This window comes from Gemmatimonadaceae bacterium, from assembly GCA_037721215.1.
Lineage (GTDB): Bacteria > Gemmatimonadota > Gemmatimonadetes > Gemmatimonadales > Gemmatimonadaceae > UBA4720.
In genome coordinates this window covers 91,090-104,412 of the sequence record JBBJNV010000013.1, presented here as the reverse complement: position 1 = coordinate 104,412, position 13,323 = coordinate 91,090, and the positions used below count along the sequence as shown (strand labels likewise).

Below are 13,323 nucleotides of genomic sequence, written 5' to 3'. Positions count from 1 at the left end.
CAGTGCGTGGCAGCAATCGTATCTCCATCGTCAACCGCTATAGCCAATCGATTGTTGGTTCAATCGATCTCCCTGCGCCGGTTTCCGAGCTTCGAATGGATCCCTTGGGGCAGCAGGTTCTGGCGCGACCGGCAGCGGCCGGCGGTTCGGCCTGGGTGATTGCAATCGGCAGCAGCCGGCCGGCCGGGTCCCTCAGAACGGCATGGACGGCGGATCTCCCCGCATTCGCGCCGTCGTCGACAATTGCTACCAGTCGCGGAAAAGACGTAGTGTTCGTCAATGCGAATACTCTCGAGGATGTGAAGACGATTGCCGATGGAGCAATTGACTTCTGGTATTTCTTCTCATGGAATGGATTTCGGCCCCGCTCGGCCAATCTCGACCAGCCTGTGACTTTCGGAAAAAATGACACTGTGATCGTGCAAGATTCGCCTGGAATTGTGCCTGCAGACAGCGGCATTCCGTCACCGCCCATCCGCGACACCGCGCCCTCGATGATTGTACCGCCGGCCGCTTACCCTCAGCCTGCTCGTCCAAGATACATGGTCTCGTTTGCGGCCGTGCTGACGGGATTGCGGGCGAAGGAAGTTGCCGGCGGAATTGAGGTAAACGGCATTCGGCCTCATATCGTTCTCTCGCAGACAGGGACGACGACGCTTTATCGCGTCGTACTCGGTCCGTACGGGTCGCGTGAGGAAGCCGAGCGCATCGGTCGCGATTCGGGACGGCAGCACTGGGTTTACGAGGCTCCGCAGTGACGTCCACCGCCGCCCGTGTACCTGGCGGGGCGTACGAGGGTTCGGGCCGCCGCGCAGCCGCCGCTGTTCGCGGGTATTCGTCAGTTGTCATCACGTCGGACGATCTGGACGCTGCTGGCCACGTAGCAATCGGAATTGCACTCGCTGAAAGTGCGTACCGTCTCGTCATGATCGGCGACCTCGTGGGAGATCTCGCTCCGTTGCAGCGGTTGATGACGGACGATGACCCACACGGCATTTACGACAGCTTCGCGTTCGGAACGTCGTTTAAAAAAGTCGCGCGTACAGTGGAGGGAACGAAGAATTTCTTTTTTATGCCTGGTGGCACGGACTCCCCGGCTACAGAGGAAATCCTGAGCAACGGACGGTGGAGGCGTTTTGCTTCGGAGTTCGCGAGTTCCGATGAGCTGCTGCTGCTTGTCGTCGGTGCATCCGCTCCCGGTCTCGATCGGCTGATTGCACAGCTCGACGGCGTCGTTCTGGTTGGCATACCGTCGCTGAGCGCTGCCCCCAAGGCTGTCGTTCTCGCAAGAATCGCCCACCCTCCCGTGATTACCCCGCCAAAAATCGATCTGGCGCCGCCGCCCAGGAGGTGGACAGGTGGCATGCTCGGCGCCGCTGCGGCCGCATTGATCGCGATCGGGGCCGTGGCGGGCGTCCTGATAGGGTCCCGGGCACCGGAGCGGGCAACTGAGTCTGTACCGGCTTTGGCCGCTGTCGATTCGGGAGTCCCAGACTCTGCAAGTCGGCCACGGCCGCCGGTATTGCAGCCGTCAAATCCCGGAGATTCGCTCATGGCAACTCCGTTTTCGATCGAGATACTCTCATCCAACACGGCGGAAGCAGCAAACTTCGAGCTTCAGCGTCATCGCTCCGTGATGCCGGGTGCCACGGTTTCGCTGGTGCCCGTTGGCGATACTGAGGCCGCGTGGTACAAGGTGTACGCAGGTGCATTTGCCGACAGCGCCGACGCAAATAGATTGCTCGTGTCCCTGCGCCGGCGGCGGATTGTATCCAATTCGGCTGGGTCGGTTGTGCGTGCGCCGTTTGCGTTGCTGGTGGACAGTATTCCATCACAGGGTGGAATGCGCAGCCGGACGAGCGAGATGGTACAAAGTCTGATCGAGCGGAGTGTCCCGGCATATGCGCTGATGCAGCGCGATGGGAGTGCCCGGGTGTACGCGGGTGCTTTTCAGAGTGCGGAACAGTCTGCCTTGGCGGCCACGGATCTGCGCGTCAAGGGTCTCCTGCCGTTGCTCGCGTATCGAACCGGGAGAACACCCTAGTGCGGCTTACCAGGCTGGAGCTGCATGGATTCAAGTCGTTTGCGGATCAAACCGAGCTCCTCTTCGAGCCGGGCGTCACCGCAATCGTAGGCCCCAACGGCTGCGGTAAATCGAATGTGTCGGACGCGGTGCGATGGGTGCTTGGTGAGCAACGTGCGCGTGCGTTGCGCGGGGCCAGGATGGAGGAAGTAATCTTTCAGGGATCCTCGTCGAGACGGCCTGTCAACATCGCCGAAGTGTCACTCCACTTCGAGAACGAGGATGGAGCTCTCGGTGTCCCGTTTCGTGAGGTGGTAATTACCCGGCGCCTGAGCCGGTCCGGCGAAAGCGACTATCTGCTGAACCGCACACCATGCCGTCTGCGGGATATACAGGACATGGTACGCGGAACCGGTCTGGGCGCGGATTCCGGGGTTGTTATCGAGAGCAAGATGATCGACGCTCTGCTCTCGGACCGACCCGACGAGAGACGCGAGCTTTTCGAAGAAGCCGCTGGCGTGGGACTTTATCGTGACCGCAAGCGCAGCACCGAGCGCAGACTCGAAGAGACGGCACTCGACCTTGGCAGGCTCGACGATCTCGTTGCGGAAGTGCAGACGCAGGTGCGGTCGCTTGCGCGACAGCGGCGCCGGGCGGAGAAGCATGTCGAGCTGACGCAGCGTCGCTTCACGGTCGAAGTCGCCCTTGCGGCACGCGAGATGGAGGCCTGGCGCGAAGAGTTTACGCTCCTCGGTACGCGCGTCGCCGAGCTACGTATCGAGGCACCTCGCAGTGATGAGGAAGTGGCCGGGGCCGAAGCTGGCCGGGATGCCGCGCATTCGGCGAGGGCTGAGTCGGAAGCGCACCGCGGTGGACTGGCCAGACTGGTTTCCGAACAGCGCGATCACACGCAGAGCCTGAGGGGCCAGATTGCCGTGGCGGAGGAGCGCCAGCGCAATGCACTCTCCCGCCGCGAACGCGCGGAGCAGGAGCGACGCGATGGCGGATCGCTCGTTGAACGGGTGGGCGATGAACTCGAGCGGGGCGTTGCGCACCGCGCACTGCTTGGGAGTGAAGTGGACACAGCCAGACGCGCGCTCGGTGAGCGCACCGCTGCGGAAGAGTCTGTGCGGGCTGCTTTGTCGGCCGCGCGGGTCAGGGTGGATGCTGGCGAGCGTGCCGCGAGAGAGTTGCGCGAGCTTGCGCACCGGCACATGCTCGACAGGCAGGCCGGGGAGAGGGATTTACAGGAACTGACGGCGAGTCGGCAATCTCTCGTCGAGGAGCAGGCACAGCTCGCAGATTCGGAAGTGAGCGCTGGCCGCGAGCTGCGTGAAGCTGAAGACTCGCTCCGCATCGCACGCGAACGGAACGAATCGCTCAATGCTGTTGTTGCGTCTGCCCTCGATGCAGTGAGTGCGGCACGTGCTTCAGACTCCGCCGCCCGTTCGCTCCTCCTGCGCTCACGGGAATTCCAGACCGAGCTTGAAAGCAGGGTGAATGCGCTCGAGGCACTGGAGCGCGAACGCGTCGGCCTGGCGCCAGCAGCGGCGCGGCTGCTCAAGGAGCGCGAACGATTCGGCAATGGCGGCGTGCTCGGGCCACTCAGCGATTTCATCAGCGCTGATGCAGACTCAGCGTCTCTCGTCGAACGATTTCTCGGAGCAAGTGTGCACGCCGTGCTGGTGAGGGATCGCGAGGTTGCAGACGAAATTCGCGCTTGGCACGGAGCGACGAGCCCGGGACCGCTGCTCCTCCTCCCCGCCGACTCGGACTCAGCCACCGGAGCATCCACGAGCGACGCTGGTAGTGCAGAACTGGCGCACCTCGTAAGGTCGGACACCCCCGCCGCTGGATGGGTTCGCAAGCTGTTGGGCAGCGTGATTGCAATCGCAGACGGTTCGGGCTTCGTCGACGCACGAGGTGCGATCTGGCTACCCGGAAATGCAACCGGGCCCGGTCCGATTCGGAGGCGCGCGGAGATCTCGGAATCACGCCGCGAGCTTGTGGTAGCGGTACAACTGCGCAATGAAGCTGAACAAAAGGCCGAATCCACGCGCAACGAGTTGAATGCGGCTGAGCAATCCATGAACGAGGCTCAGGAAGCTGCCGCTGCGGCGGCACGTGTTCTCGCCGAAAATGATGACCAGTTCTCCGCTGCAGCGCGACGTCATCAGCGTGCGCTCAAGGAAGTTGCAAATGCTTCGGCGTTACTGCAGCGGCTGACGGATCGCGAGACCACTACGCTGGAAAGCATCGCCCGCATTTCCCGGGCAACGGTCGATAGCGACGCCGAGCTGCTGAAACTTGAGTCCGCGTCCAGTGAAGCAAGGCGCGCCCTCGCGGAAACCGAGAAGCGGCAGGATGAGGCGCGGGACGCGCAAACGGCAAGCGAAGTGTCGAGCGCACAGGCTCAAGCCCGTCTTCAGGTGGCAACAGACCGCGAGCGGAACCTGCGCGACCAATTCACCTCTGCGTCGAGCCGTCTTGCGTCGCTTCAATCCGAGCTGAGCACGCTTTCCGCGTCCGATGGAGAGCTGGCAAGCCAGCTTGCTGCGTGGGGGCTCGACCTCAAGCAACGACAGGCCGCACTCCACGATGCAGAACTACGTCTGGCGCATGCGGAGCTTGCTGTAAGGGCAGCGGACGGACGCCTCGAAGCGGCCGAGCATATGCTCACAGAAATCCGGCATCGTGCCGCTGAACTCACGGAGGAGCTGCATGCCGCGGAACTCCGGTTCATCGAGCTCTCCGGTAAAAAGACCGCGATTCGCGAACGACTTGAAGCCGAGTGGAAGCGCTCGCTGGAAGACCTGATGCAAACCATTGCCCCGCTCGAAGCCGACGACGATTCGCTCCGTGCGGAAGCCGGCGGACTTCGCGAGCAGCTCGAGGCGCTCGGTCCCGTCAACCCGCTTGCGATTGAAGAGCACGAGGAAGAGCAGAAACGGGTGGAGATGCTCGTATCGCAGCGTGCCGATCTGTCTTCAGCAAAGCTTTCTCTCGAACAGGCAATCCGCGAAATCGACAACACAGCCCGCGATCTGTTTCTCGCTACTTTCGTGAAGGTACGGGAAAATTTCAGGAACATTTTCATGACGCTGTTTGGCGGTGGGGAATGCGATCTGCGGCTCGAGAATGCCAACTCCCCGCTCGATGGTGACATCGAGATCCATGCCGCGCCACGCGGCAAGCGAACCCAGCGCATTCATCTGTTGTCCAGCGGCGAACGTGCACTTGTGGCGCTTTCGCTGTTGTTTGGAATCTTCCTGACGAAGCCCAGCCCGTTCTGTCTCCTGGACGAGGTCGACGCGCCGCTGGACGATGCAAACATCGGCAGGTTCGTGCACATGCTGAACAAGTTCAAGACGAACACCCAGTTCATCGTCATTACGCACAATCCGCGGACTACTACCGAGGCGGCAGACGCTGTTTATGGAGTAACGATGCAGGAACCGGGAGTCTCATCGCTGGTGAGCGTTCACATGAGGGGTGCTGCTGTTGATGATGCCATATCCGGGGCCTTACCGGCGTCCGCAGAATTTGCGGCGATGGGCGCCTAGCCGATGCTGGTGGTGATGCATCACAGTGCAACGAGCGCTGATATTGCGCGGGTTGTGGAAGCCGTTGAAGGCATGGGTTATGAAGCGCGCCCGATGCCAGGAGCGCAACGCACCGCGATTGGCATTGTCGGGAATGACGGACGCGTGGATTCGTCGCGCATCGCCGCCCTGACAGGTGTTGCGCAGGTGATCCACGTCACGCAGCCATACAAGCAGGTGTCGAGGGAATGGCGGCCGGAAAACACTGTGGTGACCATCGCGCCGGGAGTGTCATTTGGCGGAGTGGACGTGCCGGTAATTGCGGGGCCTTGCTCCGTTGAATCGGAGGTTCAGATTCTGGAAGCAGCACATGCCGTGAAAAATGCCGGAGGGGCAGGGCTGCGTGGCGGTGCGTTCAAACCACGGAGCTCGCCGTACTCGTTTCAGGGCCTGGGGAAAAAAGGTCTCGCGCTGCTGGCGCTGGCGCGCCGCGAGACAGGGTTGCCGATCGTGACGGAGGCGATGGATGACGAGGGCGCGCATCTGGTAGCCGAAGTTGCCGACTGTATTCAGATAGGCGCGCGCAACATGCAGAACTATTCGCTGCTCAAATGTGTTGGCAGAATTGGCAAACCGGTGCTGTTAAAGCGTGGCATGGCAGCTACCATCGGCGATCTGCTGCTCAGCGCGGAGTACATTCTCGCGGAAGGAAACAATCAGGTCATCCTCTGCGAGCGTGGTGTGAGAACCTTCGATCCCTCGGCCCGCAACATGTTCGACCTGACGGCGATTCCCACCGTGCATCAACTCTCGCACCTCCCGATCGTAGGGGACCCGAGCCACGGAACCGGCGTTCGTGAAAAAGTGACGCCGATGGCCCGCGCGGCGCTTGCAGCCGGCGCCGACGGCATACTGGTCGAGATGCATCCGCACCCCGATAGTGCGCTGTCCGACGGAGCGCAGTCATTGTTTCCCGGTCAGCTTAACTCGCTGATCGACGAGTTGCGGGCGGTCGCGACAGCAATTGGAAGGCGTGTCACCCCGGGGGCGATGTCACCTGAACGGGGTGCTGAGCCAAGCGCGGATGCAGGAACGCAGGCCAACCCGGCGGGTACCCATTGATATGAAAATCTCAGCCGTTATTCTGGCGCTCGGTGTGTCAACCAGCCTTCAGGGGCAGTCGCCCAACGCCATCATGGAGCGAGCGGTGGCCTCGTATTCAGCAACGCGAAGCATGCGTGCCGAGTTTCAGCAGAAGCTCACCAATCCACTTACCGGGAGTACTTCAGTGTCGAACGGGATAATGCTCCGTCGCGACCCGAACCTGCTGTCGGTGAACTTCAGCGATCCAAAAGGTGACAGGGTCGTTGCTGATGGCAAGTCGCTCTGGCTGTATCTCCCCAGTAGTGCTCCAGGACAGGTCATCCGGATGCCATCGAACAAGGGTTCGGCAGCAATGATCGACCCGGGCAGTTTATTCCTGTCGTCGCCAGGCACCCGCTACAAAATCACGGGCGAGGGGACGGCTACCGTCGCTGGTCGCAGATCAAACGTCGTCAGTCTTGTCCCGCGCAAAGCAAATCAGACCTTTACCCGCGCCAAGGTATGGATCGACGCTTCCGACAACATGATCCGCCAATTCGAGCTCGTGGATCTCAACGGACTGACGCGCCTCGTCACCATCACGAAAGCCGAGAAGAATCCGGTCATCGCCAAGTCGGAGTTTACCTTTACCCCCCCTCGTAATGTACGGGTGATCGATTCGTCCACCCTGTCGGGAATGTAATGGGTCCCATGTAATTTTCAGACAGCGCGCTTGCCGAATCGGCGCGCTCGCATCAATGCGGGCCATTCATCGTAGTAACAGCAACCTCTGAAGCTCGGCAACCCGTTCTGGATCCAATCCCCGAGCGCTGGCGATCTCGAGAGCTGCCAGGGACAGCCGCCGGTAAAGCGCTTTTGCGTCGGGAAATCCGCGAAGCGCAGTGAGATGCCTTCTCACAGTCTCTCCATCGCCGCGCACAACGGGCCCGGTAAGTACCTTCTCGGCTGGCGCATCGGCGATATTCGACACGGCACTCTGCATGAGGCTGTGCACCGCATGCTGTGCACTTCGTTCCGGCACGCCCAGGTCCACAAGCATGCGGCTCGCCACGGCGGCCAGCACTACTGGAAAGTTAGAGCTCATCACAGCGGCGGCATGATAGACACCCTTGCCGCCGACGGGGATATCCAGCGTGCGGGCGCCGATGCTGCCTGCCAGCCGCCGGGAGGTAGCCCGGGCGGGGTCATCGCCATCTATGCCTATCCACGCGTTTCGTAGCAGCTCGGGGGCCCGATCTGCATTTGCAAACGGCACCAACGGGTGGAAAGTGCCTCCGTTCAGATTGACGTCAGCCAGGCGCGCAATGGTCAGGGGATCCGCGCTGCCAGACGTATGAACGATCACAGTTCCTGCCGCGAGGCGGCCCCTGCCCGTTGCCCGCCTGTCCTGCATAAGCTCCTCGACCGCAACATCTATCTGCTCATCGCGAACGGCTACGATGATGGCATTCGCGTTTGCAATTGACGCAGGCAGTGGTCCGCTCGATGTGGCGGCAGCGGACGGCCTGTGCCCGTGAAGTCCCAGCACTTCCACCCCGGAGGCGCGAAAGGCGCGGAACAATCCGCGCCCAACCTGCCCCGCACCAACAATAAAAACCCTCTCACTCACTCGTTATCCGCGGCGCGCTGAGCTTTTTGTCTTTCCGACGCACGAGCGAGTAGCGCCGCCTGATTATCTATTCCCGCAGCAAGAGACAAGGCGGTCTTGATCCCGCTGTCGTTTGCGACGCGGCGTCGGAATTCAGCTTCCGGCCCGAATACATATCTGGCAATGTCGTAGGCGAGCAGCGCCGATACGACCGGGGCATTCGAGTCATAGATACCCCTGTCGATCTCTACGCCGCGCGCGGTCATCCGCTTCCATACTTCGTCCAGCATCGGCTGCGTGACAACAAAGTTCTGCGAACTTATCTCACGCTTCGCCTTTAGTGCGAGTGCGTAATTGGTCAGCGCATCTCTGAACAGCACCACCTTCCTTCCCAGCTCGCTTTGGAGCTCGCGGGTTGCCCGGACCTGAGCGCTGTCGCTTTCAATCACGTCCGGTGTGATTCCACCGCCATCATATACGATTCGTCCTGCATCGGTTCGATAGCGGTGGCTGTCGGGGTTTGCGCGCGACGCGTCGGGTAAATCGTCATCGCCCCTGTCGATTGGCCGCGTTATCGATCTGCCGGACGGAGTGAACCATCGGGCAGTCGTGATCTTGAGAGCGCCGATGTCCGCCAGCGGAACGATTGACTGCGCGCTGCCTTTTCCGTAGGTCGACTCACCCACAATGACCGCGCGGTCGTGATCCTGGAGCGCTCCGGCAACGATTTCTGCAGCGCTTGCGCTTCTGTCATTCACGAGAACGATGATTGGAAGCCGCGGCCAACGCTGGGCGGTACTGTCGGTGTAATCGCGATTCGCGTCAGCAGTTCGTCCCCGCAGACTTACGATTTTCTGACCCGGGCCAAGGAACAGGTCGGAAACCTTGAGGCCCTGTCCAAGCAGGCCGCCGGGGTTCGATCTCATATCCAGAATGAGCGATTTCATCCCGCGCTTGAGCAAAGCATCGACTCCGCGCGCAACCTCGCGTTCGCTCGAGTCGCTGAATGCTTTCAGGTCGAGATAGCCGACACCGTTTGGAAGAATCGCGACCCGCCTCACCGCACTCTGGTGGAGTGGCGTACGAGTGAGCTTCAACGGAATCGCTGCGCCCATCCCGGGTCGTTCTATCTTCAGGGCAATGCTTGTCCCCGCTTTGCCGCGGAACTCTTTCATCGCCTCGCCAATGGTCCATCCCTGCGTCGACCTGCCGTTTACTTCAATGATGCGATCGCCCGGCTGAATGCCAGCTCTCTCAGCCGCGCTCCCCGGCGTCGGGGCGATAACGACCATCCAGCCATCGCGCACGTCGGCCTGTACACCAATGCCGGCGTAGTTACCGCTCGTCGTCTCATTCAGCCGCCCGAGCTTGTCGGGAGCAAGGACGGTTGTATACGGATCCGCAAGCTCGTACAGCATTCCATCCACCGCCTTCCGGTACAAAGCAGGCGCGTCCAGCGAGTCGACGTAGTACCGACCGATGTGAGACAGCACATCGTCGAAGAGCCGCGCAGCTTCTGCTCTCGAAGGAACTGCACCATAACGCGTTCCTCGCTCGACGAACCAGCCGCCTGTTATCAGCGAGACCGTTAGGAGGAGGGCGGCGGTTGCGGTCCGGGTGCGCAGGGGTGGTCTGGGATTTCCGGTCATGTGGCAGTGTTCTGGTCGAGCATACGGAAAGAGAGAGGCAAGTTCTGCGCGAGAGCGTCGAGCACACGGGCGTGAACGATGTTTTCGTCGCCGAGGCCATCGATTCTGACAATTGGGCCGCATTCGGGGTGAAGCCGTTGCCATTCGGTTTCGGCAAATGCGGAAAAGGCTCGTCCCACCCGCGCGTGAAAGTCATCCCCCGAGCGCTCTATCCGGTCTTGAGCACTGCGCGCTGTAGCCCTTGTCAGACCCTCTCCGGCAGGCAAGTCGATCAGCAGCGTCAGGCTCGGAACCATTCCCGCCGCCGCCAGTGCATTGGCCGATCTGACCTGTTCCGCCGGAAGTCCCCGCCCGGCGATCTGATAGGCGTACGTAGAAAGAAAAAAGCGATCCATCAATACAACTACACCACGGGCAAGCAGTGGGTCGATTTCCCGCTCGACGAGTTCCGCCCGGGAAGCCATGAACAACAGCGCCTCGGTGGCAGGGAGAATGTCGTGGTCAGCTTCAAGGACGAGCCGCCGGATAGCATCCCCCAGGGGCGTACCGCCAGGTTCACGGAGCACTGAGTTCTCAACCCCCGCAGAGGCAAGCCGCTGCGCCAGCCGTCGCAGCTGCGTGCTTTTCCCGGCACCTTCGGAACCCTCGAAAACTATGAGTTGCCCGCGCTGCAAGGACTTAAGTGTCAGGAAAGCGAGATAATGGAGCTGGTCGCGCCCTTCTTCATCCCGTCCATAATCCAGTTATTGACCTGATACATGATCTTGTCAAAATTCTCCTGTGCCGATATCGCCCGCTGGTACACGGAGTTGGTCTGAACCTTCGCGAGCATATCGTCGAGCTGCTGCTCCATTTCCGGTGTCGGCTGCTCGCCTCGCTGGATCATGTCCTGCGCCTGCACGCGGATTTTTTCCATCGCCTGAAGTACGACTACCGCCTCGCGATCGCCGTTCAGCGCTTCGCTCGATCTCTTGACCGCCTGGTATTCAGCGCTTTGGCCTATCATGCGTCCAAGTTCTTTCGCCTTGTCTTCAAGCATCCATTTTTCCCTCAGTGATACTCTGCATCAGAGTCGTGACGCGAACACGAAACGCTCGCGTCCGGTAAGATCGAGTCCGACCGCGACAGCGGTATAGCAATGGCTCGACATGATCAGCTCCGCGACCAGCGATGCCCTTGTCTCATCGACTTCGAGCGCCAGCAGCCCCCCGCTGAGAAGAATGCCAGCACTCTCGCGTACAATGGCGGACGTGGCAAACATGCCGTTCGCCCCGCTGAAGAGCGCAAGCGGCGGCTCCCAGTCCCGCACGCTGGCCGGCAGCAATTCGATTTCATCGAACGACACGTATGGCGGGTTGGAGACCACCAGCGTCGCCCTTACACCCGCAAGCGGGGCCATGAACGATCCATGGCGAAACTCGATTGAGCGCGCAACTCCCTGCGCCAGGTCGAGCGCATTACTTCGTGCGACGTTCAACGCGTCGAGCGAGGTGTCTGTCGCAATGACATGATCGAACCGGCCTTCGCTGGCTAACGCGAGTGCAATCGCACCAGAGCCTGTCCCGACGTCCACCGCCGTCCCCCACCGCTCTGACGGCCCGTATCGGGCGCGCATTCGTTCAAGAATGCCGTCGACAAGTACTTCCGTTTCGGGACGCGGAATCAACACTCTCTCGTCAACCCGGAGCGACAGGTGACGAAACGGTGCCGAGCCGACCGCATACGCGAATGGTGCGCCCCGTCCGAGCATCCGAGCCGACTCTCGCGCAGCTTCAACGATTTCCGGGTCGAGGATCATTTCGCCGTTCATCATCGGCCATGAGCGCGGGACGTCCATCAGCGCCGCGATAATGTCGCTCGCTACGCGGCGCGGATCGGGAATGCCGGCCAGCCGAAGGGAACTCGTGAGCTCCTCCATCACCGGGAGAACGGGTGGGTCGGGCGCGCGGAATGACCGCGACGTGCGAGTCACCCTACTCACTGAGACGGTCTTCGACGTCGGCGTGCTTCAGCGCTTCGACAACGGGGTCGATGTCCCCGTCAAGAACGTGGGTCAGCTCATGCATGGTGAACCCGATCCGATGATCGGTCACTCGATTCTGCGGAAAATTATACGTCCGGATTTTCGCCGATCGGTCTCCTGTTCCCACCTGCGTTCTGCGCATGCGCGACCGCTCTGCTTCCTGCTCGGCGATGCGAAGATCAAGCAGGCGCGCGCGAAGAACTTCCATCCCTTTGAGTTTGTTCTGAAGCTGTGACTTCTGGTCCTGCTGGCTGACGACGATATTCGAGGGAATATGTGTGATGCGAACAGCCGAATCGGTTGTGTTCACACTCTGGCCGCCAGGGCCTGACGCACGGAATACATCGATCCGGAGGTCCTTGTCCTCGATTTTCATATCGATTTCCTCGGCCTCTGGCAGAACGGCGACGGTTGCGGCTGAGGTGTGGATCCGGCCCTGATTTTCCGTTACGGGTACCCGCTGCACGCGGTGGACGCCTGACTCCCAGCGCATCGTTCCAAATACGCCCTCGCCCTTGACCTTGAAGATTGCTTCCTTGATTCCGCCCAAAGTGCCTTCCGAATGGGAAATGGTCTCGATTCTCCACCCCCGGCGTTCCGCAAACCGGATGTACATCCGGTAAAGATCGGCGGCAAAAATGGCCGCCTCGTCGCCCCCGGTGCCGGCACGAATCTCGACGATTGCAGGCCTGTCGTCGAGGGGATCATGCGGAATGAGAGCGGGCTTGATGCGTGCCTCGAGCTGAGCGGTCGCGTCTTCGAGCCGACCCTGCTCGGCACGGGCCTCCGCCGCCATTTCCGGGTCGTCTGCGAGAACGAGCTCGCGCACTTCGGCGAGCTCGTTGTCATACCTCTGAAGCGTTCCCGACATTTCAACGAGCGGAGTCAGATGGCGATGCTCGCGACCCAGCGTTGTCATTCGCTGGGCATCCTTTACCGTCTTCGGGTCGGACAGCTGTTTCTCGACCTCACCGGCGCGCGCGAGCGCGTCGGCAAGGCGATCACGAAGGCTCAGCTTTCCGGCGTCGCCGAAGCGGCGGGCGCAGTCGAAGTTCGGGAAGCATATTTCTGACGAAAGCGCTCGACGCGACCAGCAGTGTCAACGAGCTTCTGCTTGCCAGTGAAGAAAGGGTGACACTGGGCGCAGATATCGGTATGGATTTCCGCTATCGTCGAACGAGTCTGATAGGTGTTGCCGCACGCGCACTTGACATTCGCGGTGGCATACACCGGATGAATTTCTGATTTCATGTTTAAACCCTCCGGGCTCTGGGACAGCATGCAAATATGGCGGAAAGCAGCCCGATTTTCAATCCGCGAGCGACTGACGCAGCAAGCCCCCTGGGCTGGGCAAAGACCAATGGGACCACGAGTTCACGACTGTGTGAACTCGA

The 13,323-nt window shown here is 61.0% G+C and carries 12 protein-coding genes; 5 read left to right on the top strand and 7 right to left on the bottom strand.

The features are described from left to right. From WKF55_08900 to WKF55_08880, 5 genes are all read left to right on the top strand, one after another. The coding region (locus tag WKF55_08900; protein ID MEJ7759699.1) for an SPOR domain-containing protein at positions 1-758 on the top strand (758 nt) is incomplete at its 5' end. After that, the gene (locus WKF55_08895; protein MEJ7759698.1) at positions 755-2,044 is read left to right on the top strand and encodes an SPOR domain-containing protein; all 1,290 of its coding nucleotides are present in this window, start codon (positions 755-757) and stop codon (positions 2,042-2,044) included. The genes WKF55_08900 and WKF55_08895, both read left to right, overlap by 4 nt. Beyond that, a complete protein-coding gene (gene smc / locus WKF55_08890) occupies positions 2,044-5,586 on the top strand; it encodes a chromosome segregation protein SMC (protein ID MEJ7759697.1) in 3,543 nt (1,180 codons plus the stop codon). Before WKF55_08895 ends, smc begins: the two co-directional genes overlap by 1 nt. A gap of 15 nt (positions 5,587-5,601) precedes the next feature. After that, the gene (gene aroF / locus WKF55_08885) at positions 5,602-6,687 is read left to right on the top strand and encodes a 3-deoxy-7-phosphoheptulonate synthase (GenBank protein MEJ7759696.1); all 1,086 of its coding nucleotides are present in this window, start codon (positions 5,602-5,604) and stop codon (positions 6,685-6,687) included. A gap of 1 nt (position 6,688) precedes the next feature. Next, positions 6,689-7,351, top strand: a complete 663-nt coding sequence (locus WKF55_08880; protein MEJ7759695.1) for an outer membrane lipoprotein carrier protein LolA — start codon at positions 6,689-6,691, stop codon at positions 7,349-7,351. Positions 7,352-7,417: 66 nt separating this feature from the next. Here the strand turns inward: WKF55_08880 and WKF55_08875 are convergent, their stop codons facing one another. Genes WKF55_08875 through rpmE form a run of 7 tightly spaced genes read right to left on the bottom strand, consistent with a single transcriptional unit; the run spans position 7,418 to position 13,180 of the window. Further along, on the bottom strand, positions 7,418-8,278 hold the full coding sequence (locus WKF55_08875) for a Rossmann-like and DUF2520 domain-containing protein (GenBank protein MEJ7759694.1): 861 nt from the start codon (positions 8,276-8,278) through the stop codon (positions 7,418-7,420). Next, complete coding sequence (locus tag WKF55_08870; GenBank protein MEJ7759693.1) at positions 8,275-9,906, bottom strand: S41 family peptidase; 1,632 nt, start codon at positions 9,904-9,906, stop codon at positions 8,275-8,277. The genes WKF55_08875 and WKF55_08870 overlap by 4 nt, the downstream gene beginning before the upstream one ends. Then, positions 9,903-10,580, bottom strand: a complete 678-nt coding sequence (tmk, locus tag WKF55_08865) for a dTMP kinase (GenBank protein MEJ7759692.1) — start codon at positions 10,578-10,580, stop codon at positions 9,903-9,905. The genes WKF55_08870 and tmk overlap by 4 nt, the downstream gene beginning before the upstream one ends. Before the next feature lie 11 nt (positions 10,581-10,591). Then, positions 10,592-10,945 carry a YlbF family regulator gene (locus WKF55_08860; protein ID MEJ7759691.1) on the bottom strand — a complete coding sequence of 118 codons (354 nt, stop codon included), beginning with the start codon at positions 10,943-10,945 and terminating at the stop codon, positions 10,592-10,594. Positions 10,946-10,972: 27 nt separating this feature from the next. After that, positions 10,973-11,878, bottom strand: coding sequence for a peptide chain release factor N(5)-glutamine methyltransferase (gene prmC, locus WKF55_08855; GenBank protein MEJ7759690.1), 906 nt, complete (start codon positions 11,876-11,878; stop codon positions 10,973-10,975). 1 nt (position 11,879) lies between these two features. Further along, positions 11,880-12,944 carry a peptide chain release factor 1 gene (gene prfA / locus WKF55_08850; GenBank protein MEJ7759689.1) on the bottom strand — a complete coding sequence of 355 codons (1,065 nt, stop codon included), beginning with the start codon at positions 12,942-12,944 and terminating at the stop codon, positions 11,880-11,882. After that, a complete protein-coding gene (gene rpmE / locus WKF55_08845; protein ID MEJ7759688.1) occupies positions 12,941-13,180 on the bottom strand; it encodes a 50S ribosomal protein L31 in 240 nt (79 codons plus the stop codon). The genes prfA and rpmE overlap by 4 nt, the downstream gene beginning before the upstream one ends. Between the last annotated feature and the right edge of the window lie 143 nt (positions 13,181-13,323).